A 23,459-nucleotide genomic window follows, 5' to 3' on the forward strand; every position below is an offset into this window, starting at 1 on the left:
TGGGTAATCAACCTCATTGCGTTCTAAACTACTTCAGGTCGATGCTGTTCAATCGTCCCATAAAGACAAGTAGATCAATCACGTCTTTGTGGGCATCAAGCAGGGCGCGTTTGGTTTGGCTATAAGCGGCAAGTCTGCCGTGCTTTCTAATGGAGCACACCTTGGTTTTGTATTTGTAGTCGCCGTTTTCTGAGAATACACGCCACTTAGCGATGTAGCACTCGTCGCGGTGTTCAGGATCACTCTGAGTTGGATTTGGCTTGAATACAATTTTGGGTTCTAGACTATGAGGCAGGCGCGTCATCAGGTAGGGCTCTTTGACGACTTTGGGCCAAAATTTTCCCCATAGCTGTCTGCCCAGTTCATCTCTTAATTTAATGGTTTTCTTGAGTGCTTTGTCTTCACCCATACGAACGAAACCGACCGACCGATGCAGCACCGTATCTTCGGGAGTATGGATGTGGATCTTAAAAGCGGTTTTACCTTTCGAGATAAAGCGGTAACCGGTAGCACCAATTAGATTATTCTGACTCATAGTTTGCTAAGTGATGATTATGTTATTAATAAGATTACGCCAAATACTGCAAAACCGAAACTAATACCCATGAAAAAAATAAAGCCTTAACAAAAGTGCTAAGTCTTTATTAGAAACTATGAGATGAGCGTGTCGCTAACTACATGATTTTCTGCATCACATCACCAATTTGAATGCTTCCTGCAAGGCTTGGTTGGTCGATCGTCAGTTCTGCTTCGTTTTCATAAACGCGAGAAACCGTCAGTGTGATGTCGCTTTGAGATACCTTATTACGAGGTAAGCCGCGTTGGTCGATAAACGAGCCTGTGTGCCATAGCTGCAGCTTGTCACCTTGTTGTACACCATGCATTCGACCTAAATCAATGGTTACCGTGTTACCAAATACTGCAGCCACCTCTGGAAGTGTGATCTTACATGACACTTCAGATTCTAAGTCCAACATAATATTGCGGCTAACACGAAGCATCATACTGCCGTAGGTTGATGCCCAGAAACGAGCACTGCGGGTGTCCACTTCACTGGTCTTAGCAAATGGCCACTTTGCCACTTCACGATAGCTACGGTTGTAAACCTGATGTCCTGTTTTGCCATCGAAGACTTGCATCTCTAACGCAAACTGACGATTGATGATGTCGTCTTTCAAAAGCTTGGATTCGATGGTCGCGGTTAAATCGGTAATGTCACCACCAATGATGTACTGCGCGCCAGTATCTTGGGCGATCATCTTGATCACCTCAGGTCGACGTTTGTCGATGTCGTAATTGGTCGTGCCAACGGAAACAAAGCTGCGAGACTCTTGTGCCAGCTGTCGATCCACGACATGGCCAAAATCATCACCAATGTTATAGATTCTGCCCATCACTGCTTGCTGAGGGGAGGTCACATCAATGTTGCCTACCAAAAATGTCTTCTTGTATTGGCTCTCATGGCAAGCATTTGCCGAAGGATAGATATCGATCCTTGCAGTGATCATTATATTGCCACTGCGCTTTTTCTCTTTTTCTACCAAGATGTAGCGCACTTCATGATTGGTAAATTGAAATTCTTTCCTGTTTGCGTCGAGGTAGGGCGTGAGGTTGGAGATACTACCAATATCAGCACCTGAGAACTGGATCGCTTTATATACCGCGTCTTCCAGAGCATGAACCCTTGCCGTTTCCTCTGAGGATACGATGGCTGCGGTACCGGTAACTTCATACCAAGAGGCATGAGCACTGAAGCTTATGGTTATCAGTGAACTTATTGAAAATAAGTAAGAAATTATTTTTTTCATCTATTCGTTACCAGTTGGGTATAAATATTGCTTAACAAATAACTATAAGCTTGAAGCTGACTTAAGTGCGTTTTTCTTAATCTGAACCATTAATGAAAAGCAAAGACTGTTCCAACATTGTAATCCATTGAAAAGAATAATGGTGAGAACATATTGGAACAGGGAGCACTATACCTATCTGGAGATAAGAGAATGAAAAAATGGCTCGTAGTAATGAGTGTCATGTTGTTGACCTCATGCGCTTATTCGCCAATCTATAACGGCAAGTCTGAGTATTCAGGCAGTCAGTTTATGTTGATGGATAGCCCTCGTCATACCATGGATTTCTTCGTGGAAAGTATGACCGAAGATCTGATCATTTCGAATACGAGTATCTCAGCAAGAACTCCTATAGCGATTACTTCGTTTGTTGACCTACAACACATGGACACAACGAACTGGCTAGGAAACTCGGTATCAGAAGGTTTCATTCATCAGTTTCAGCGTCGTGGCTTCAAGGTTGTTGATTTCAAAACAACAGGTTCTATTCAAGTGACTCACCAAGGTGACTTCGCGTTAAGCCGCGATTGGAAAGACTTAGCTCAAGAGCAAGACGTACAGTACGTACTGACAGGCACTATGCTTCGCCAAGAAGGCGGTGTGTTAGTCAATGCTCGTGTTGTTGGCATGCAAACTCGCATTGTCGTGGCGACGGCACAAGGCTTCTTGCCTGCAGACCGTATTGGCCGTGACCTAGATACTCTAAACAGTATTCGAACTCAAGATGGCGTTATTATTCGTTCTGACCCAAAGATCAGCCAGCCTTATACTGTTATTCTTCGCCCTTAGGAGTTCGAGATGAAGAAGTTAATATTTGTTGTTGCCGCTTTACTGCTTGTTGGTTGTCAGCCACTGCAAAACATGAGGCCAGACGACTACTTAGTTGCCGTTGGCTACGCGAGTATCAGTGAGCAGAAGGGACGTAACGATGAAGAAAGACGTATCCGTGCGATGAGAGCTTCCAAGATCGATGCCTATCGTGAACTTGCTGAACAAGTCTATGGTATGCGAGTGAGTGGTCGAGCAGAGTTGGAAGATCAACGCCTTGGTACAGAACGTACTTCTGGTGCGGTTGATGGCGTAATCCGCGGTGCAGAAGTGGTACGCAGCTACCCAGTGGGTGATAGCTATGTAACAGAGCTTCAGCTTGATATCCGTAAGATGGAACAGCTACGTAATTACGGTGAAGTACAACCCGTACCCGAAAAGAGACAACAAACGTTGTTCTAGCTTAATGATCATCTAGTTATAGGATTATCCAGTTATATTGGCTGCTCTCGTTTTCCAGATGGCGTATCGGCAACTAATAATTGATATGAATAAAAAAGCGGCAAGTATGAAAATACTTGCCGCTTTTTTGTGTCTGTCGATTTAATCGGCGTATTTACCGATCTAGTGGGAGTTTTGACGGATGTCATGCTAAAGATAGACTGAGATACAGACAGGAAGGTGACTAAAGATGTATTGAATAGAGGGGGGCTTAACTAGGCTTTTACGTTGGTTCCCAGCGTAGAAATCGTATGCGTTTGACCACCGGCATTGTAGGTCATGCCAATTTTTCCGTGGCTTTGCTGCATCATATTGCTGAGTTTTTTGAAGCTAAGGTGCGCTCGATTCAAGGCTTCGCCATTCACAAGGTTCGCTTGCTGGCAATCGTGCACTATAGACTGGATCTTGGTGACTAACTGAGCAAGTTCAGAGTTCTCGGTCAGTTCTGAGATATTGGTATGGGCTGCGATTCGTTGATCGGTTGATCTTAGTTGTTCAACAAGGACCACTTTTTCTTTGGCGATTCGCTCAATATCGTTTGATTGTCGGCTCGTAATAGCGGTTTTCTCTGAACTTAATAATTCAGATAAGGCTTTGGCATTTTGAAGTTGGAAATTAACTAAATCTGCTAGTGCCGCCATAACGTAAACCTATTCATAACCTCGTGTGCTTTAAGACAATCACTTCAATCAAAAGTGAGTGTTGGCTTAAAGACCTTTTAATTCATCTTCGAACTTGATCATGTTGTCTGCCAGTTTTTCTGGATCGACAGTGTATGAACCGTTCGCAATTGCTTCTTTGATCGCTGCTACTTTCACAGAATCAAAGCTTGGCTGTGCTGCCATATCTTGGTGGAGCTGACCAATCGCTTTGCCTTGTTGGCTCAGTGAAACCGCATCTTTGCTTGCTGGTGATTTAGTTGATACATCAGAGCGTGATGCCTCAGAACTAGAATCAGAGCGTACTGCTGATCGGTTCGTGGTCGTTAGGGTTTGCCCTGAACGAATATTATCAATGCCTGCCATAGTTAAGCCTTTTTCTTCAAAAATGGGAACCTGTACAGTCAATATCGACCAAGGGTTCGAATACTTTAGCAATTTTTAGCTCAATAGTCGAAAAGGGACAAAACACCGCAGCCGTTATATTTGGCGTTAGAGTTGAGGGTGAAATCGCTAACGATACCGTCAATTTAGAAGTAAAGAGTTAAAAGTAAACCGTGACTTCAGACATGCTGGTAACAATCCCTTCAATTATACGCTGTGATTTATCATTTTTCACTCTTACTTGATCACCCATAGAGCCATCGGTAAGCGCTGTTCCTTTGGTGGTAATGGTCATGCCACCTTTTACTGCCTGTATGATAACCTTCTCGTTTCGGCACACGACACAGATATCACCTCTTTCTACAACATCGCCCGGTCTTAGGTTCTTTTTTACCTTAGCGCCGATGACCTGATGTGGAGCTGTGAAACCTTGGCGACGAAATTTGTTAAGAGAAATCATAGCTGTGGTGACATCGTATTGACCGACGATTTCGCCTCTCGCGATTGAGCGAGTGGTGGTGACAAGAGGCACCGACATCGAAAGGCGAACGGGTACATAAACTCGCCACTCATCAGGAACGCATTGCACTAAAACCGTAATACTGCTGCGGGTATTGGTGGTCGTTGAAGCGCTGGTCTCTAAAGGCACTGGGCAGTCTGTCGCTTTGATTCTTGAGTCAACATTTGCTGAATTAACAAAGAGTTCGCCACCTTGTGGCTGCTCAACCGTATCAAGGATATGTTGCTCTGCTGCAGACTGAATCATCTCAATTTGTTCTGGGGTCGCAGCTTGTACAAAAAAACTAAACAATATTGATAAAATGCCGATAAACTTAGCGACAGTTTTAAAAGTAGCTCTACACATTGCTATAGAAAGAGGTGGCAAATTTGATTTATAATACGTCATTCCGTTTCTCTGGTGGTTCGTAGCCTGCAGTAGACTAACACTTTTTATACAAAAAAGTTTGATATGGAGATGAGCTCATGACGGGTATTCTTGATTCGGTGAATCAGCGTACGCAACTCGTCGGTCAAAACCGATTAGAATTACTAACCTTTCGCCTAATGGGGCGTCAGCGTTACGGCATTAATGTCTTTAAAGTAAAAGAAGTGCTTCAATGCCCTAAGCTGACAAAGATGCCAAACTTGAACCCACTGGTTAAAGGTGTAGCACACATTCGTGGCCAAACGATCTCTGTGATCGACTTGAGCTTAGCGATTGGTGGCCGTCCTACAACGGATGTTGAAAAGTGTTTTGTGGTTATCTCTGAGTTTAACCGAACCATTCAAGGTTTCTTGGTAAGTTCAGTAGAGCGCATTATTAACATGCACTGGGAATCGATTCTTCCGCCGCCAGATGGCGCAGGTAGAGCTAACTACCTGACAGCGGTAACCAACATTGATAATGAATTGGTAGAAATTCTTGACGTTGAGAAGATCCTTGCAGAAATTTCTCCTGTTGATGAAACAATGGACAGCAAGATTGCTGAAGATATTGCGAAAGTAGAGCAAGAGAAAGAACTGGTTCGCCGCATCTTGATTGCTGATGACTCGACCGTTGCTCGTAAGCAGGTTCAGCGTGCTATTGAGTCGATTGGTTTTGAAGTTATCTCGGTGAAGGATGGTAAAGAAGCCTATGAGAAGCTGATGCAGATGTCATCAGAAGGCAGTATTTACGATCAGATTTCATTGGTGATTTCTGATATCGAAATGCCAGAAATGGATGGATACACGCTGACTGCTGAGATTCGTCGTCACGCCGAACTTAAAGATTTATACGTAATTTTACACTCATCGTTGAGTGGTGTATTTAACCAAGCCATGGTTGAGCGTGTTGGAGCTAACTCCTTCATCGCTAAATTCAACCCGGATGAGCTTGGTGCAGCGGTAAAAGCTGCGTTAACTAACTAAAAGAGACATTAATGACTGCTATAACAATAAGTGATCAAGAGTATCGCGATTTCAGCCGTTTCTTAGAATCTCAATGTGGCATTGTATTAGGTGACAGCAAGCAGTACTTAGTGCGCAGTCGTCTAAGCCCATTAGTAACGAAGTTTAAGTTAGCTTCGTTGTCTGATTTGTTGAGAGATGTAGTGACAGGTCGAAACCGTGAGCTGCGTGTGGCTGCTGTCGATGCCATGACGACGAACGAGACACTTTGGTTCCGTGATACTTACCCGTTTGCTGTGCTTGCGGATAAGCTTCTACCGGAAATAGCGGCAAATAAGCGTCCTATTAAGATTTGGTCTGCGGCAAGCTCTTCAGGCCAAGAAGCATACTCAATGGCAATGACGATTCTTGAAACTCAAGCTCGTAAGCCAGGTATGCTGCCAAATGTATCGATTACCGCAACTGACATCTCAGCAAGCATGTTGGATATGTGCCGCACTGGCGCTTACGACAACCTTGCATTGGGACGTGGGCTTTCTCCAGAGCGCCGTCGTACTTTCTTTGAAGATGCGGGCGATGGCCGTATGAAAGTGAAAGATAACGTCAAGCGCATGGTGAACTTCCGCCCTCAGAACTTGATGGACAGCTATGCATTATTAGGCAAGTTCGACATCATTTTCTGTCGTAACGTGCTGATTTACTTCTCGCCTGATATGAAGTCAAAGGTACTTAACCAGATGGCAAATAGCCTAAACCCTGGTGGTTACTTACTATTGGGTGCGTCTGAATCGTTAACAGGCTTAACCGATCGTTTTGAAATGGTTCGCTGTAATCCAGGCATCATCTACAAATTAAAGTAACGAGCGGCACCCATATTAGGTGTAACGTTACCGTCTAAATTTAAAACCCAGCCAAGTGCTGGGTTTTCTTTTTCCTGCTTAAGCTATATCTTTAAGTCAGAGTGACATTCCAATTTACTCTATTTTTTGGCTTGTATATTGCAAGTTTACCCACGAGTAACCTGTAAAAGCATTGATAGACCGCCTTGTTTTAAAAGTTGGTATATATATTGCTTTGGTTATTTCATAACAGTCAGTTCTTGAGTTGAGGTTTACATGGCTATTTCTTTTGACAATGCTTTGGGCATTCACCAGCACACAGTTGGTGTACGTGAGCGTAACGCTGAGGTGCTTTCCACCAATATCGCGCAAGCAAACACGCCTGGGTATAAAGCAAAGGGATTAGACTTTAAGAAATCACTGCAAGCGGCAAGTTCTGGGGCAAGCATTGGTCTTAGCCGTACAGATGGTCGGCACATTTCTGCCTCAACAACGGTGAACGGGGAAACGAAGTATCGAATTCCTACACAACCTGATACAGGAGATGGCAACACGGTTGATTTGGATTTGGAAAGAAACCTTTTCATGCAGAACCAAATTAGGCATCAAGCCTCTCTCGACTTCCTAGGAAGTAAGTTCAAGAATTTAACTAAAGCGATTAAAGGGGAATAATTAGATGAGCTTATTTAATGTATTCAATGTGACTGGTTCTGCGATGAGTGCTGAATCTGTTCGTCTAAATACGACCTCGAGCAACCTTGCGAACGCGGACAGTGTAAGTAGTTCTGCTGAAGAAACTTACAAGGCTCGTCACGCAGTGTTCGGCGCTGAGTTAAATCGAGCACGTAACAGTGACCACACTGTGCCTGTGAAAGTACTAGGTATTGTGGAAAGCGATAAGCCGCTGAGTGCGGAATACAACCCGGATCACCCATTAGCGAACAACGAAGGCTACATCTACAAGCCTAACGTGAACGTTATGGAAGAGATGGCAAACATGATTTCGGCATCACGTGCGTACCAAACGAACGTACAGGTTGCTGACTCGAGTAAACAAATGCTGCTGCGTACGCTGCAGATGGGTCAATAAGGATAAGGAGGTAGCACATGGCTGGAATCAACAACAATGTTGGTCAAAGCGGCTTGTCCTATGTTGACCAGCTGAAGAGTCTTCAAGATGGCGCTAAAAAGCCCGACGAAACAACAGGTAAGCAGGATCTTAAACAAGAAGACTTCTTATCTTTGTTGACTAAGCAATTAGCACAACAAGACCCTTTCAAGCCGGTTAGCAATGACCAGATGATTGCGCAAATGGCTTCATTTGCGACCGTAGATGGCATTGGAAAAATGAATACACAGTTTGAAAGCTTGAATTCATCAATGACCTCTAACCAAGCACTTCAGGCATCTTCTTTGGTTGGCCGTGATGTATTGGTTCCTGGTGCGGCAGGTGTAAAACCCGGTGATGGCGGTATGGCGGCAATGGTTAAGCTTCCTCAGGCAATGGACAATGTAATGGTCCGTGTTGAGAACGAAGTTGGCCAATTGGTTCGCACATTTGATATCGGCTCTAAACCATCTGGTGATACACGTGTTGAATGGGACGGAAAAGACGAAGACGGTAACCCATTGCCGGCCGGTAAATACAACGTGAAAGCGTCGGGTTTGCTGGATGGTGAGAACACAGAGTTCCAAGTTTCCAGTTATGCGAACGTGAACAGTGTGCTTCTTGGTAAGGGCGATGGCAACGTACTACTCAATCTGGCTGGTTTCACATCGCCAGTACGACTTGCTGAAGTACTAGAAGTTGGTAAAGCGTAGCTCTTTATTGAGTGACTATGCTAGCTAGATAGATTAGGAGAATAATGGAATGTCATATGTAGCTTTAAGCGGCCTATCCGCTGCACAATTAGACCTGAATACAACCAGTAACAACATTGCGAACGCAAACACATTTGGCTTTAAAGAGTCTCGTGCCGAGTTCGGTGATGTTTATTCAAGCTCGTTGTTCACTAACGCAAAAACGACGGCAGGTGGCGGTGCGCAAGCTAGCCAAGTGGCGCAACAGTTCCACGAAGGTTCAAGTATTTATACGAACAACCCAATGGACTTACGTGTAAGTGGTACAGGTTTCTTTGCAGTATCGAAAGACCGCATGGTGCCAGAGATTAACGAATTAACGCGTAATGGTGCATTTCACCTAAACAAAGACAACTACATGGTTACCGCTAACGATGAGTTTCTTTTAGGTTACGATGTTGATCCAAACTCGGGTGAAGTTCTTTCTTATGCGCCAAAGCCTCTCGACATTCCTGCTGAGTTTGGTAAACCAAAACAGACAGAAAACATTGAAGTAGGGGTTAACCTTCCTGCAAACGGTGATCTTAAAGACCCGGCTGCATTTAACTTCAAAGATGCTGATACTTATAACCGTGCAACGTCTTCGACGGTATACGATTCTATGGGTCAGTCTTACAAGTTAACGACTTACTACCTCAAAGATCAGACTCAACCAAACACTTGGCAAACGTACTACACCATGTCAGATGAGAACGGTGAAAAGCCGGTCAATATTACTGGTGGTGATGCGACGAATGCACAAGGTCATGTTGGTCACACTATGAAATTCAACAATGACGGTACGTTAGCAAGCCTGAACAATGGTCAGCCGATTAACTCGGAACCACTGGGTGCTGGCGCGAACCCAATTGACTTGAATGGTGCCGATCCAACTCAAGTGCTTAAGTTTGGTCTAGATTCTTCAACTCAGTTTGCCGCTCCGTTTGAATTGACTAAGTTTGATGAAGATGGCGCGACAACAGGTTTCTTAACAAAAATCGATTTCGATGAGTACGGCAGTGTTCTGGGTACTTACTCAAATGGTGAAAACGTGATGCTTGGTCGTGTAGGCTTGGTTCGTGTACCAAATGAGCAAGGTCTGGATAAGAAAGGCGGTACTCAATGGGATTCTACCAACGACTCTGGTGACAAGATCTGGGGTGAATCGAACAAAGGTTCATTTGGTAGCATCAACAACGGCTCGCTAGAGCAGTCGAACATCGATATGACTCAAGAACTGGTTGATTTGATTTCTGCTCAACGTAACTTCCAAGCGAACTCGCGTTCTCTAGAAGTACACAACCAGCTACAACAGAATATTCTTCAGATTCGTTAATCGTTTCGAGCGTTTGAATCATCTGCGAATACCCAATTCAATGTTATTGAATTGGGTATTGTTGTTTGTCTTCTTATTTGCCGCCCCTATTGCCGCACGGTAATGCCACTGGCAACAATTCTTCCTGAATGATCCTTTAATGATCACCCCTCCTTGTTCATTTCTAATTTAAATTATTGATAAATAACAGTTAAAAATATTGGCACAGTGTTTGCTTTATAAGCTCTAGAAGATGATTTTTTGGAGCAAAATTATGGATCGCGCACTGTTTCTTGCCATGAGTGGCGCAAAGCAAAATATGCAGGCTTTGCAGCTACGTGCAAACAACCTTGCCAACGTGAGTACAACGGGTTTCCGTGCTGATTTAGCACAAGCGCGTTCAATGCAAGCGTATGGTGAAGGCATGCCTACTCGTGTTTTCAGCATGACAGAGCGTCCTGGTCATAATTTCGCGCAAGGTAGTGTGGTTACCACTGGCCGAGATCTCGATGTTACCGTTCAAGGTGATGGCTGGATTTCAGTTATGGATAACACCGGCCGCGAAGGTTTAACGCGTAACGGTAATTTAAAGGTTGACCAAAACGGTTTGCTAACTAACGCAAGTGGCCATTTGGTGCTAGGTGAAAACGATGCGCCAATCACACTGCCCATCCCAATCAGTAAAGTAGAAATTGGTACTGACGGTACGATTTCGGTGATTCCTCAAGGCGCTCCAGCTGAAGAATTGGCCGTCGTTGATCGTATTAAGCTTGTGCGTCCAGACAACCAAAGTTTGTTTAAAGATACGAATGGTCTATTCCGTTCGAAAAACCCAGATCAGGCATACGAAGCAGATGCAGCGGTAACGTTGCTAAAAGGTGCTATCGAAGGCAGTAACGTAAATGCCGTAGGTGAAATGACTAGCCTAATTGACTTACAACGTCAGTTTGAAATGCAGGTCAAGATGATGAGCACAGCAGAGGAAATGGACAAGTCGTCTGATTCACTGCTTCGTATGAGCTAATAGAATTTAAAGGACATTGCTATGCATCCAGCATTATGGGTAAGTAAAACGGGTTTAGACGCCCAACAAACCAATATCTCAACGATTTCGAACAACCTTGCCAACGCCTCGACCATTGGTTTTAAAAAGAGCCGCGCGGTATTTGAAGATCTGTTCTACCAAAATATTAATCAACCGGGTGGTCAATCATCTCAGAATACTGAGCTACCAAGTGGTTTGATGCTGGGTGCCGGTTCTAAGGTCGTCGCGACTCAAAAAGTGCACACTCACGGTAACGCACAAACGACATCTAACAGCCTAGACATGATGATTGAAGGCGACGGTTTCTTCCAAGTTGAAATGCCAGACGGTGAAACAGGTTACAGCCGCAATGGTCAGTTCACACTGAACGGTGAAGGCGCGATCGTAACGTCGGGCCAAGGTTACCCTCTACAACCAGAAATCGTGATTCCTGAAGACGCGATCTCAGTAACGGTTGGTAACGACGGTGAAGTATCGGTTCGTCTACGTGGTGAGCAAAACAACGTCGTGGTTGGTCAAATTACCATTACTGACTTTGTAAACCCGGGTGGTCTAGAGCCAGTAGGTCAAAACCTTTACTTGCCAACTGGCGCGAGTGGCGACCCACAAGAGGGTGTTCCGGGTTTTGATGGCCTAGGTAACATTCGCCAGTCGATGCTAGAGACATCGAACGTAAACGTAACCGAAGAGCTGGTAAACATGATTGAAGCTCAGCGTGTATACGAAATGAACTCGAAAGTTATCTCGTCAGTAGACAAGATGATGAGCTTTGTTAACCAACAGCTGTAATTGGTTTATTCGCCGTTTACTTTTTAATTAATCGATCTGTTTTTGCTAATTGACCCATTTACCACTGCCTGCTGAGAGTATATCGCCATGAAACGTATTTTTTGTTTAGCTTTGTTTATGTCTATGTCGGGGTGTGCTGTGCTGGACCCGATTGAGACTCCGGCAGAAGAAAATGCAACCACAGTGGTTGATGCTGTGGAAGGTGATAAGTCGGCGCAAGAGAGCTCAGGCATTATTGACACGCTTCGTGGTAGAACCGACCCAATTGCTGGTGACCCTGCATGGGCGCCAATCAACCCAAAGCAGAAACCAGAGCATTACGCAGCGGCAACGGGCTCACTGTTCAATGTGAACCACATTGGCAGCATGTATGACGACTCAAAACCGCGTGGTATTGGTGACATCATTACTGTGGCGCTAGATGAGAATACTCGAGCGACCAAAAAAGCCAATGCAGACATGTCTAAGTCTAACGATGCATCGATGGAGCCACTGGCTGTTGGTGGTCAAGAGCTGACGATCGACAAGTACAACTTCTCTTACGATCTGAGCAACACCAATACCTTTGCGGGTGATGCGTCAGCCAACCAAAGTAACAGCATCAGCGGCTACATTACCGTTGAAGTCATCGAAGTATTAGCCAATGGTAACCTAGTGGTTCGTGGTGAGAAGTGGATGACATTTAACACGGGCGATGAGTACATCCGCCTAAGTGGCACCATCCGTCCAGACGATATTGACTTCGAAAATACCATCGCTTCAAACCGAGTTTCTAACGCACGAATTCAGTACTCAGGAACTGGCGTACAGAAAGATATGCAAGAGCCTGGATTCTTGGCACGATTCTTTAATGTATCACTGTAGAGCTTGAGAGGGTGTCGACATACTGACAGCCTCTATCATGCAGCCATATTTAGCTAAGCTATTATAAATTAAAGCAATACAGACAGGTTACTCAATGAAAAAACTAACACTCGTACTATTCGGCATGCTATTTCTTGCCACCAGTGCCCATGCTGCGCGTATCAAAGACGTGGCAAAAGTGGCGGGTGTTCGTAGTAACCAACTTGTCGGTTATGGTTTGGTGACTGGTTTGCCGGGTACAGGTGAGACAACTCCCTTTACCGATCAAACGTTTAACGCGATGCTGCAAAATTTTGGCATTCAATTGCCGCCCGGCACTAAGCCAAAAACCAAAAACGTAGCGGCAGTAATTGTTACCGCTGAACTTCCGGCATTCTCTAAGCAAGGTCAGGAAGTTGACGTAACAGTGTCTTCTATCGGTTCAGCAAAAAGCCTTCGTGGTGGTACCTTGCTACAGACCTTCCTGAAAGGTCTAGACGGTCAAGTGTATGCGGTCGCGCAAGGTAACTTAGTGGTAAGTGGCTTTAGTGCGCAAGGTAACGACGGTTCCAAGATTGTCGGTAACAACCCTAACGTCGGTATTATCTCTAGCGGTGCAACAGTAGAGCAAGAGATCCCAACCCCATTCGGCCGTGGCGACTACATCACCTTTAACCTAATCCAATCCGATTTCACAACGGCTCAGCGTTTGGCTGATGCGGTTAACAACTTCTTAGGTCCACAAATGGCATCTGCGGTTGACGCGACGTCTGTAAAAGTTCGCGCTCCTCGAGAAATCAGCCAACGCGTGGCTTTCCTGTCGGCAGTCGAAAACATTGAATTTGATCCTGCAGAGGGCTCTGCAAAAATCATTGTTAACTCTCGTACCGGTACCATTGTGGTTGGTAAGCACGTTCGTCTAAGAGCTGCGGCGGTAACCCACGGTGGTATGACGGTCGCAATCAAAGAAAACCTCAACGTAAGCCAGCCGAATGCATTCTCAGGAGGCCAAACGGTAGTGGTTCCTGATTCTGATATCGAAATTACGGAAGGCGATGGCAAGATGTTCAAATTTGAACCGGGCCTAACGCTGGACGATTTGGTACGCGCAGTCAATGAAGTGGGCGCTGCACCTTCTGATTTAATGGCAATCCTTCAAGCACTGAAACAAGCGGGTGCGATTGAAGGCCAGTTGATCATTATCTAAGGAGGCAAAGCATGATTAAGAATAACAATGACATCGGCTTTATTCACGATATCGGCAGCCTAGACCGCCTTCGTCAACAAGCCGTAAACGGTGAAGAAGGCAGCGAGAAAGAAGCATTAACCGCTGCGGCAAAACAGTTTGAATCGATTTTCACCTCTATGTTGTTTAAGTCGATGCGCGATGCGAACTCGAGCTTTAAGTCGGATATGCTGAACAGCCAGAACGAGCAGTTCTATCGTCAGATGCAAGATGACCAAATGGCGAGTGAGTTGAGCGCTTCAGGTTCGTTAGGTCTTGCGGATATGATCGTGGCTCAGTTAAGCGCTGGCCAAGCTGGCGATGCCTCTGAAGAGAAGGTTCGCAGTGAAGGCTTTGATGCTTCATTGCAACGACCACAATACTCAGGCCGTTCGGAAGAGCGAGCGTCAGACGTTCAACCTGCGCAAGCTATGTCAGCAACAGATGTGCAAGCAGCAAAACAGCCAGTATCTTTTGATTCTCCAGAATCGTTTGTGACCTCAATGAAGCCTTACGCTGAAAAAGCGGCAAGTGCGCTTGGTGTGGACTCGTCTCTACTATTGGCACAAGCAGCCCTTGAAACGGGTTGGGGTTCTAAAATGGTTAAGAACTCTTTGGGTAACAGCAATAACCTATTCAACATCAAAGCAGACAGAAGCTGGAAAGGTGATAAGGTTGCTACGCAGACGCTTGAGTTCCATGGAAAAACTGCCGTTAAAGAGTCGGCTTCTTTCCGTTCTTACTCAAACTTTGAAGATAGCTTTAACGACTATGTGAAGTTCTTGAACGAAAACCCAAGATACGAAACGGCATTGCAGCATCAAGGTAACTCAGAGAATTTCATCAAAGGTATTCACCAAGCAGGTTACGCAACCGACCCTAACTATGCAGACAAGGTTTTGCGAGTGAAAGCCAAGATTGACGAGATGAACTAGCGTTATTGAATGTACTCGGGAGCTTGCCATTGGCAGGCTCTTTTCTTATCTACCCTTTCAACGTTTGCAGCGAAGCCCTTAGTTATCTCCTTATACTTCAATAAATTATTGTCATTTATCTCTTTGGGACCTCTATTGGCACATAAATTGCTTTTTAAACTGGTAGTTAATCAGTTTATCCTGATTTTGTTAAGTTTTTTGGGGGCATTATGGCGTCGGATCTTCTGAATGTAGGGGCACAAAGTGTTCTTACTGCTCAGAGACAGCTAAACACCACAGGTCATAACATTTCTAACGCCAACACAGAGGGCTATAGCCGCCAATCTGTGATTCAAGGTGTGAATGACCCGCGTCAGTACGGTGGCCAAAGCTACGGTATGGGTGTGCATGTGGAAAATGTTCGCCGCTCTTGGGACCAATTTGCCGTCAACGAACTTAACTTATCGACAACCAATGCCGCCAATAAAGGCGACACAGAAGCGAACCTCGATATGCTGTCGAGTATGCTGTCATCGGTTGCTTCGAAGAAGATTCCAGAAAACCTTAATGAATGGTTTGATTCGGTTAAAACATTAGCCGATACACCGAATGATGTAGGTGCTCGAAAAGTTGTACTAGAAAAGGCTGGACTACTCAGCAAGACGTTAAATGAATTCCATGAAACGGTTCGTCAACAGTCTGATTCTACGAATAAAAAACTAGATATGGGTATCGAGCGAGTTAATCAACTTGCGTACGAGATCCGTGATGTTCAGCGTTTAATGATGCGAACTCCTGGCCCTCACAATGACCTACGAGATCAGCATGAAAAGTTGATTAATGAGCTTTCTGGTTACACCAAAGTAACGGTGACACCACGCTCAAATGCCGAAGGGTTTAATGTCCATATTGGTAATGGCCATACCTTGGTCTCTGGTAGTGAAGCAAGCCAATTAAAAATGGTTGATGGTTTACCCGATACACATCAGCGCCGCCTAGCAATTGTTGAAGGTAAGTCTTTAAAACCGATCACCAGCAGTGATATCGACGGAAAAATCGGCGCCATGCTAGACATGCGTGACGAACATATCCCGGCAATCATGGATGAGCTTGGTCGTTTGGCGACCGCGTTTTCATATGAGGTCAATAGTCTTCAAGAACAAGGTTTGGATCTTAACGGCAACGTAGGTAAGGACCTGTTTACCGACGTGAACTCTGAGCTGGTGGCAAAATCTCGTGTCACGGCTAGCGGACAATCGAAAGCCGATGTTGCGGTATACATTGATGATACTTCTGCCTTAAAAGGCGGTGAGTATGGCCTTAAATACGATGGCAGTGATTATGTCGTGACTAAGCCGAACGGTGAGACCGTTAAGATGGCGACCGACTCTAGCGGTAGTGCTTTTTATCTTGATGGCATGCGAGTGGAAGTACGTAATCCTCCTGAACTAGGAGAGAAGCTGTTACTGCGTCCAACGCGCAATTTTGCTGCTCAAATACAGATGGAAACCAAAGACCCGAAAGACATTGCTGCGCAAAGTTATGAGGCATCGACCACGTTTGCCAAGGGTACAGCGGGATTCAAAATCCTAGAAGCAGGTCAACTGCGTGAGTTTGAAGTGATTGTCTCACCAAAAGGTGAGCAGTTTGCTGTGACGGATCCGAAGGGTAACATTTTAATGCAGCCTCAACCGTATCCGCCACAAGGGCCAGTGACCATCAACGGTACAACGTTTGAGCTCACATCCGGCGCGGTGGCAAACGATAAGTTTACGGCAAACCTTGTCCCATCAGAAGGTGACAACGGTAACCTGCGTAAGCTGCAAGATCTTCAAACAGGAAAGCTGTTGAATGATGGTGAGTCTACGATTTTAGACCTTTACCACAACTTGAATACTAATACGGGCTTGAAGTCTTCAACGGCAAATCGCTTGAGTGATATTGCGACGTTAGAAAAACAGTCGGCTCAAGAACGTATAGCTTCTATCTCGGGAGTAAACCTCGATGAAGAAGCGGCAAATATGATGAAATTTCAGCAAGCGTATATGGCTTCTTCACGCATCATGCAAGCAGCCAACGATACGTTCAATACTATTTTGGCTCTGAGATAGGAAGGTATAAATGTTGAATCGTATCTCTAGCTTCCATAATTATCAGTCAGTACAAAATGACTTGCGCCGTCAAGAGAACAAGGTGCATCACAACCAAGCGCAACTTGCTTCGGGTAAGAAGTTACAGTCGCCAAGTGATGACCCATTAGCGACGCACTATTTGCAAAACATTGGTCAGCAGTCAGAACAGCTTAAACAGTATGTAGATGCGATTACTCTAGTCAGAAACCGTCTTGAGCATCATGAGGTATTGGTTTCTAACACTGAAGGCTTTGCTGATGAAGCAAAACGAACCGTGATGGAGATGATCAACGGTGCGCTTTCTCCGGAAGACCGTTTAGCTAAGAAGCGTGAAATTCAAGAACTGGCCAATAACTTCCTGCATTTAGCCAACTCTCAAGATGAGTCGGGTAACTACACATTTGCGGGGACTAAACCAAAGAATCAACCTTTCTTTCGAGATAATCAAGGAAACGTGACTTATCAAGGTGATGACTACCAACGCAAGATGCGTGTGGCAAGCAGCTTTGAAATGGCGATGAATGATCCGGGCAGCAAGATGTTTATGGAAATAGACAACCCGTTCGGTGACTACGAACCTCAGTACGAGCTTGAACCTGCTTCTGAATTACTTTTGGAACGTGCGACGAACTCAGCTGAAGATGGGTCAACGTATAAAGTGACGTTCGTTGATATGCAGACAGGAAATTATGCTTATCAACTTGAAAAAGATGGCGCAGTGGTGGCCGCGGAAGACTTTGATCCTTCGACTGGCATTGTCTATGAAGGTCTGAACATCCAAATCAAAGGCCAAATCACTAAAGGTGATTCGATCACCTTAGAACCACGAGAGACTTTCTCTATCTTTGATACGTTTAAAGAAGCCGCTGAACAGGCTGAAAATCCAGTATCGGATGCATCGGCTACGGCGAAATTGCATCAAGTAACCGAAGAGTTCCATGCCGCGTTTATTCATTTGACCAAGGCGAGAACCGATGTTGGTGCACGTTTAAGTACTCTGGATATTCAAGAGCAACAGCATGAAGATTTTAAGTTGTCTTTAGCAAAAGCAAAAAGCAACTTTGAAGACTTGGATTATTCGAAAGCGATCATTGAATTCAATGAAAACTCTCGAGCACTACAAGCTTCTCAACAAGCGTTTGGCAAAACCAAAGACCTGACCTTGTTTAACTATATTTAATGATCAATCGGTATTTAATGGTGGCTTGTCGATCACCATGGCGTTGATTCTTTGCCGTATGTGCTATGCCATACGTGCGAATGACGCCACAGTTTGCCGCTTTTTTGTACGAAGCATGATGTTTCTAGAATAGCGGCAAAAAACGGCAATAAGGAAGGTGAATGTTTTTCATCTTCTAATAGTAGAAAATCATAATTGCGCAGTGTTGTTTGTAAGTTTCTGATTTTTAGATAATTTAAAAATTATTTATATGATATTAAACTTGGCATACAACTTGTATCTGTGTTGGTCATAAATGATTAATACAGATCTTAAACCTTGTATAGGGTTTATCGAGTAATACACGGTCAGTGCTTATCCATATGAGAGTAAAGCTGGCCGCTTCGCAGAAACTTTGCGAACTCATAAGGAGAGCAAAATGGCTATCAATGTAAGCACTAACGTATCTGCTATGACAGCACAGCGTTACCTGAACAAAGCATCTAATGACTTAGCGACTTCTATGGAGCGTTTGTCATCGGGTCACAAGATCAACAGCGCAAAAGATGATGCAGCGGGTCTGCAAATCTCGAACCGCTTAACAGCTCAATCTCGTGGTCTTGATGTAGCAATGCGTAATGCCAATGACGGTATTTCAATTGCTCAAACCGCTGAAGGCGCGATGAACGAATCAACCAACGTATTACAACGTATGCGTGACCTAGCGATTCAATCATCAAACGGCACTAACTCTCCGGCGGAGCGTACGGCACTGAACGAAGAGTCGATGGCACTTCAAGATGAGCTTAACCGTATCGCGGAAACTACGTCTTTTGGTGGCCGTCGTCTATTGAACGGTTCATTTGGTGAAGCATCGTTCCAGATTGGTTCTAATTCTGGTGAAGCGATGATCATGGCTCTGACGAGCATTCGTGCCGATGACTTCCGCATGGGTGGTACAACGTTTGATTCTGAAAACGGTAAAGATAAGAGCTGGGAAGTGCCTGCACAAGCTCGCGATCTTAAGTTCGAATTCAAAACTAAAGCGGGTGAAGACATCGTTTTAGATATCAATACCAAAGCAGGCGATGATATCGAAGAGCTTGCGACTTACATTAATGGTCAGTCTGATCTTGTTAACGCATCGGTTACTGATGATGGTCGCATTCAACTGTTCGTTGCTGAACCTGACCTTGAAGGTGCAATGTCTATCTCTGGTGGTCTAGCGTCTGAGCTAGGTATTAAGAGTGAAGGCCGCGCAACCTCTGTTCAAGATGTTAGCTTAACCAGCGTTGCGGGTTCACAGAACGCGATCAGCGTGATTGATTCTGCAATGAAGTACGTGGATTCACAGCGTGCTGATTTGGGTGCAAAACAGAACCGTCTAAGCCACAGTATTAATAACTTGGCAAACGTACAAGAGAACGTAGACGCTTCAAACAGCCGAATCAAAGATACGGACTTTGCGAAAGAGACGACGCAAATGACCAAATCACAAATTCTGCAACAAGCAGGTACTTCAATACTTGCTCAAGCAAAACAGTTGCCTAACTCTGCGATGTCATTATTGCAATAGTTATTGGTTGAACTTGCTGCTCGTGTTCAGACGTGAGCCATGCAGCAAGGGAAACTGGCAAGCATACTTACTATTGAGTGTTTAGCTCTCTCATCTCTCACCTGCTATCCATTTTTACAGTAAGAATGCAACGGCAAGTCGGAAATGTGTTCATTTCTCGATGATCTCCACACAGGCTCTGACGCGCCAACTAGCCCCGGTTCTCTCAAAGGAAAAGGGGCTTTTTCCTTTCTGTATTTCTTGTTTTTGCTATTTACTTTCCTACGAATTTTCTCGCTCTACCTTTCTCAAATCTCTATTTGACGGTTCTTCTTCACTACAAATAATGTCATCTATTACACAAGATCTGCCTAAGCAAGAGATCTTTGGCGATTGATCATTTCTCCATCTTGAGCCATTTACATGGAGATTCGTACGTTTTTCGAACAGGTTGAGATCTTTTTCCAATTGAAATCTATCGCTGTATTAGAAAATGATGAAAATTAAGTTATTGATAAATAATAAATTAATAATTTTTTTGTGGTTTTTTGAAAGTTTTTCTAAAGCTTCTGATTTTCGCGCCGTTATTAAAAGTAACTTTGAGAGAACTACTTGGTTTTCCGAGACGTCGGAAACCGCTATACCGGAAAATCAATTGGAGAAATCACCATGGCAGTGAATGTAAATACAAACGTTTCAGCGATGACAGCGCAACGTTACCTAAACAACGCAAACAGCGCACAACAAACATCAATGGAGCGTCTAGCTTCAGGCTCAAAAATCAACAGCGCAAAAGATGACGCTGCGGGCCTACAAATCTCGAACCGTTTGAACGTTCAGAGCCGCGGCCTTGATGTTGCTGTACGTAACGCGAACGACGGTATCTCTATTGCACAAACTGCTGAAGGTGCAATGAACGAGACAACCAACATCCTGCAACGTATGCGTGATTTGTCTCTACAATCTTCAAACGGCTCAAACTCAAAATCTGAGCGTGTAGCGATTCAAGAAGAAGTAACAGCACTGAACGACGAACTAAACCGTATTGCGGAAACGACGTCTTTTGGTGGCAACAAGCTGCTTAACGGTACTCACGGTACTAAATCATTCCAAATCGGTGCAGACAACGGTGAAGCGGTAATGCTTCAACTGAAAGACATGCGCTCTGATAACGCTCAGATGGGTGGTAAGAGCTACCAAACTGAGAACGCGAAAGACAAAGATTGGAACGTTCAAGCGGGTTCTAACGACCTGAAATTGTCGTTCACTGATAACTTTGGTCAAGCACAAGAAATCGACATCAGCGCAAAAGCCGGTGACGATATCGAAGAGCTAGCGACTTACATCAACGGTCAACAAGATTCTGTTAAAGCGTCTGTTACTGAAGACGGCAAGCTACAAATGTTCACTGGTAACAACAAAGTGAGCGGCGATGTGTCTTTCTCTGGCGGTCTTGCTGGTGAGCTAGGTATTCAAGCAGCTAAAGATGTAACGGTTGATACTATCGACGTAACATCTGTAGGCGGCGCACAAGAGTCTGTAGCAGTAATCGATGCGGCACTTAAGTACGTAGACAGCCACCGTGCTGAGCTAGGTGCTTTCCAAAACCGTTTCGACCACGCAATCAGCAACTTAGACAACATTAACGAGAACGTTAATGCATCTAAGAGCCGCATTAAAGATACCGACTTCGCGAAAGAAACGACTCAGATGACTAAGTCTCAGATCCTTTCTCAAGCTTCAAGCTCGATTCTTGCTCAAGCGAAGCAAGCTCCGAACTCGGCACTTAGCCTACTAGGTTAATCGATTGAAAAGCCACGTTGACTATAATCATGGTTGATCATAAGCGTTAACGTTAGGCTTCCACAAATTAGCTCGTGGTGAGAGATGAGCGCTAAACAGACCCAGCTTCGGCTGGGTTTTTTATTGCCTGCAATTTGGCAAAGGCGTATTTGGAAAAGTGCAATGTTGGTAAACGAGAGTAAAAGCGAGATTCCCTATCACGTTCGTTCCTCACTGTAGGGAATGACGGGGTTGGGTTGTGGAGGCTGTATAGCTGCTTTGGCAAGATTAGATCGAGTAAATAATTACTCAGATTCAAACAATAGTTTTCAATCGTCATTCCAGAATCGAGTAGAACGAGGTATCAGGAATCTAGTTTTTTGAGGAAGGAGTTTGTTTCGTTCTTATCTACCACTGTAAGGAATGAAGAGTAAACCATAAGCCGGTGAGGGAATTAACCGTCATCCCAGAATCGAGTAGAACGAGATATCAGGGATCTGCTTTGGTTTTTATGTGCAAGGCGACACTTATCAATGAGCGAAGATACGAAACTTTAACGAATGATGCTCTATTAATTGAAGCTCGATCACACTTTTCTTTGTTGTTGAAAAGAATACGAAAAAAATCGCATTTTTTATTAAAGCTTCTAATTAAGGGGCCGTTAAAGGGATTGAGAGAAATGATATGTACCAATGTAAGGTGAGAGAGACACTGGTACATAAACAAATTGACATGTATTTGTGTGAGGTGAGAGTCACATAAGTGCATTAAAAAATGCCTAAAGGAGATCAACTATGGCGATTAATGTAAGCACTAATGTGTCTGCAATGACGGCTCAGCGCTACCTGAATAGCGCGGCTGAAGGTACTCAAAAATCAATGGAGCGTTTGTCTTCTGGCTATAAAATCAATAGCGCAAAAGATGATGCTGCAGGCCTACAAATCTCTAACCGCTTAACGTCGCAAAGCCGTGGCCTAGATATGGCTGTGAAAAACGCGAATGACGGTATCTCTATTGCACAGACAGCTGAAGGTGCAATGAATGAGTCAACCAACATTCTGCAGCGTATGCGCGACCTTTCTCTTCAATCTTCAAATGGTTCAAACAGCAAATCTGAACGTGTTGCGATCCAAGAAGAAGTCTCTGCTCTAAACACAGAACTTAACCGTATTGCTGAAACGACCTCTTTTGGTGGTAACAAGCTTCTTAACGGTACTTACGGTAGCCAATCTTTCCAAATCGGCGCAGACTCCGGTGAAGCAGTAATGCTAACTATGAATAACATGCGTACCGACACTCAAGACATGGGTGGCAAGAGCTACGGCGTAGAAGAAGGCAAAGATGCTTCTTGGCGTGTAGGTGCTGGCGCTGACTTAACGATCAAATACAACGATAAGTTTGGCGAAGCACAAGAGTTGTCTATTTCTGCGAAAGAAGGCAACGATATGGAAGAGCTAGCAACTTACATCAACGGTCAAAGCCAAGACGTTAAAGCGTCTGTTGGTGAAGGCGGCAAACTGCAACTTTTCGCTTCTAGCCAAAAAGTTGATGGTGATGTTGAGTTCGGCGGCAGCCTTGCGGGTGAACTTGGTATCGGTGCTGGTAAAGACGTTACCGTTAACGACATCGATGTAACCTCGGTTGCTGGTGCAAACGAAGCAGTATCTATCATTGATGGCGCACTAAAATCTGTTGATAGTAACCGTGCATCTCTTGGTGCTTTCCAAAACCGTTTTGACCACGCAATCAGCAACTTAGATAACATCAATGAAAACGTTAATGCGTCTAAGAGCCGTATCAAAGATACCGATTACGCGAAAGAAACAACGGCTATGACTAAGTCTCAAATCCTACAACAGGCGAGTACTTCTATCCTAGCTCAAGCAAAACAGTCACCATCAGCAGCTCTAAGCTTATTGGGCTAAACTTACCTCGGTAAGTAGCGGTAAACTCTACTCTGGGTAGAGTTTTAC

The 23,459-nt window shown here is 44.5% G+C and carries 23 protein-coding genes; 18 read left to right on the forward strand and 5 right to left on the reverse strand.

Annotated features, from left to right (window positions below; translation table 11 throughout):
- Window positions 1-28 precede the first annotated feature (28 nt).
- Together MSG34_RS10290 and MSG34_RS10295 are read right to left on the reverse strand one after the other, a co-directional pair.
- Window positions 29-535 (reverse strand): Fe3+-citrate ABC transporter substrate-binding protein, encoded by a 507-nt coding sequence (locus MSG34_RS10290; RefSeq protein ID WP_248337306.1) that lies wholly within the window; start codon window positions 533-535, stop codon window positions 29-31.
- 139 nt (window positions 536-674) lie between these two features.
- Complete coding sequence (locus MSG34_RS10295) at window positions 675-1,808, reverse strand: flagellar assembly protein FlgT (protein ID WP_248337308.1); 1,134 nt, start codon at window positions 1,806-1,808, stop codon at window positions 675-677.
- A 192-nt stretch (window positions 1,809-2,000) separates the two neighbouring features.
- Here MSG34_RS10295 and MSG34_RS10300 point away from each other — a divergent pair, with 192 nt between their 5' ends.
- Complete coding sequence (locus tag MSG34_RS10300) at window positions 2,001-2,636, forward strand: FlgO family outer membrane protein (protein ID WP_248337310.1); 636 nt, start codon at window positions 2,001-2,003, stop codon at window positions 2,634-2,636.
- A gap of 9 nt (window positions 2,637-2,645) precedes the next feature.
- Entirely contained in the window at window positions 2,646-3,077 is a 432-nt protein-coding gene (flgP, locus tag MSG34_RS10305) for a flagellar assembly lipoprotein FlgP (RefSeq protein ID WP_017062265.1), read from the forward strand.
- A 254-nt stretch (window positions 3,078-3,331) separates the two neighbouring features.
- Here the strand turns inward: flgP and flgN are convergent, their stop codons facing one another.
- The 3 genes from flgN to flgA form a co-directional block, all read right to left on the reverse strand.
- Window positions 3,332-3,757 (reverse strand): flagellar export chaperone FlgN, encoded by a 426-nt coding sequence (gene flgN, locus MSG34_RS10310; protein ID WP_248337312.1) that lies wholly within the window; start codon window positions 3,755-3,757, stop codon window positions 3,332-3,334.
- 66 nt (window positions 3,758-3,823) lie between these two features.
- Window positions 3,824-4,141, reverse strand: coding sequence for a flagellar biosynthesis anti-sigma factor FlgM (gene flgM / locus MSG34_RS10315; RefSeq protein WP_017062263.1), 318 nt, complete (start codon window positions 4,139-4,141; stop codon window positions 3,824-3,826).
- Between the two features lie 178 nt (window positions 4,142-4,319).
- Window positions 4,320-5,066, reverse strand: a complete 747-nt coding sequence (flgA, locus tag MSG34_RS10320; protein WP_048611324.1) for a flagellar basal body P-ring formation chaperone FlgA — start codon at window positions 5,064-5,066, stop codon at window positions 4,320-4,322.
- 77 nt (window positions 5,067-5,143) lie between these two features.
- Between flgA and MSG34_RS10325 the strand changes: the two genes are divergently transcribed.
- From MSG34_RS10325 to MSG34_RS10400, 16 genes are all read left to right on the forward strand, one after another.
- Complete coding sequence (locus tag MSG34_RS10325) at window positions 5,144-6,070, forward strand: chemotaxis protein CheV (RefSeq protein WP_019825285.1); 927 nt, start codon at window positions 5,144-5,146, stop codon at window positions 6,068-6,070.
- An 11-nt stretch (window positions 6,071-6,081) separates the two neighbouring features.
- Window positions 6,082-6,909, forward strand: a complete 828-nt coding sequence (locus MSG34_RS10330; RefSeq protein WP_004736174.1) for a protein-glutamate O-methyltransferase — start codon at window positions 6,082-6,084, stop codon at window positions 6,907-6,909.
- 255 nt (window positions 6,910-7,164) lie between these two features.
- On the forward strand, window positions 7,165-7,560 hold the full coding sequence (flgB, locus tag MSG34_RS10335) for a flagellar basal body rod protein FlgB (RefSeq protein ID WP_004736175.1): 396 nt from the start codon (window positions 7,165-7,167) through the stop codon (window positions 7,558-7,560).
- A gap of 4 nt (window positions 7,561-7,564) precedes the next feature.
- A complete protein-coding gene (gene flgC, locus MSG34_RS10340) occupies window positions 7,565-7,978 on the forward strand; it encodes a flagellar basal body rod protein FlgC (RefSeq protein ID WP_017631739.1) in 414 nt (137 codons plus the stop codon).
- Between the two features lie 17 nt (window positions 7,979-7,995).
- Window positions 7,996-8,709 (forward strand): flagellar hook assembly protein FlgD, encoded by a 714-nt coding sequence (gene flgD / locus MSG34_RS10345; RefSeq protein ID WP_010439286.1) that lies wholly within the window; start codon window positions 7,996-7,998, stop codon window positions 8,707-8,709.
- Between the two features lie 49 nt (window positions 8,710-8,758).
- Complete coding sequence (gene flgE / locus MSG34_RS10350) at window positions 8,759-10,063, forward strand: flagellar hook protein FlgE (protein WP_017062260.1); 1,305 nt, start codon at window positions 8,759-8,761, stop codon at window positions 10,061-10,063.
- Window positions 10,064-10,316: 253 nt separating this feature from the next.
- The gene (locus tag MSG34_RS10355) at window positions 10,317-11,066 is read left to right on the forward strand and encodes a flagellar basal body rod protein FlgF (protein ID WP_019825277.1); all 750 of its coding nucleotides are present in this window, start codon (window positions 10,317-10,319) and stop codon (window positions 11,064-11,066) included.
- A gap of 21 nt (window positions 11,067-11,087) precedes the next feature.
- Window positions 11,088-11,876, forward strand: coding sequence for a flagellar basal-body rod protein FlgG (flgG, locus tag MSG34_RS10360; RefSeq protein WP_017062259.1), 789 nt, complete (start codon window positions 11,088-11,090; stop codon window positions 11,874-11,876).
- Between the two features lie 87 nt (window positions 11,877-11,963).
- Window positions 11,964-12,740 carry a flagellar basal body L-ring protein FlgH gene (gene flgH / locus MSG34_RS10365; RefSeq protein ID WP_050620602.1) on the forward strand — a complete coding sequence of 259 codons (777 nt, stop codon included), beginning with the start codon at window positions 11,964-11,966 and terminating at the stop codon, window positions 12,738-12,740.
- Window positions 12,741-12,834: 94 nt separating this feature from the next.
- On the forward strand, window positions 12,835-13,926 hold the full coding sequence (locus MSG34_RS10370; RefSeq protein ID WP_048615751.1) for a flagellar basal body P-ring protein FlgI: 1,092 nt from the start codon (window positions 12,835-12,837) through the stop codon (window positions 13,924-13,926).
- Window positions 13,927-13,937: 11 nt separating this feature from the next.
- A complete protein-coding gene (gene flgJ / locus MSG34_RS10375) occupies window positions 13,938-14,879 on the forward strand; it encodes a flagellar assembly peptidoglycan hydrolase FlgJ (RefSeq protein WP_248337314.1) in 942 nt (313 codons plus the stop codon).
- 209 nt (window positions 14,880-15,088) lie between these two features.
- The gene (gene flgK / locus MSG34_RS10380) at window positions 15,089-16,969 is read left to right on the forward strand and encodes a flagellar hook-associated protein FlgK (RefSeq protein WP_248337316.1); all 1,881 of its coding nucleotides are present in this window, start codon (window positions 15,089-15,091) and stop codon (window positions 16,967-16,969) included.
- A gap of 10 nt (window positions 16,970-16,979) precedes the next feature.
- Window positions 16,980-18,170: a flagellar hook-associated protein FlgL gene (gene flgL / locus MSG34_RS10385; protein WP_050620599.1), complete on the forward strand. Its 1,191-nt coding sequence runs from the start codon at window positions 16,980-16,982 to the stop codon at window positions 18,168-18,170.
- A 418-nt stretch (window positions 18,171-18,588) separates the two neighbouring features.
- Window positions 18,589-19,725 (forward strand): flagellin, encoded by a 1,137-nt coding sequence (locus MSG34_RS10390; RefSeq protein WP_048615757.1) that lies wholly within the window; start codon window positions 18,589-18,591, stop codon window positions 19,723-19,725.
- Window positions 19,726-20,373: 648 nt separating this feature from the next.
- Complete coding sequence (locus MSG34_RS10395) at window positions 20,374-21,507, forward strand: flagellin (RefSeq protein ID WP_102300543.1); 1,134 nt, start codon at window positions 20,374-20,376, stop codon at window positions 21,505-21,507.
- Between the two features lie 773 nt (window positions 21,508-22,280).
- Window positions 22,281-23,411, forward strand: coding sequence for a flagellin (locus MSG34_RS10400; RefSeq protein WP_019820748.1), 1,131 nt, complete (start codon window positions 22,281-22,283; stop codon window positions 23,409-23,411).
- The last annotated feature ends 48 nt before the right edge of the window (window positions 23,412-23,459 follow it).

The sequence above is a fragment of the Vibrio sp. 1CM2L genome (assembly GCF_023161695.1).
GTDB classification, from domain to species: Bacteria; Pseudomonadota; Gammaproteobacteria; order Enterobacterales; family Vibrionaceae; genus Vibrio; species Vibrio coralliirubri.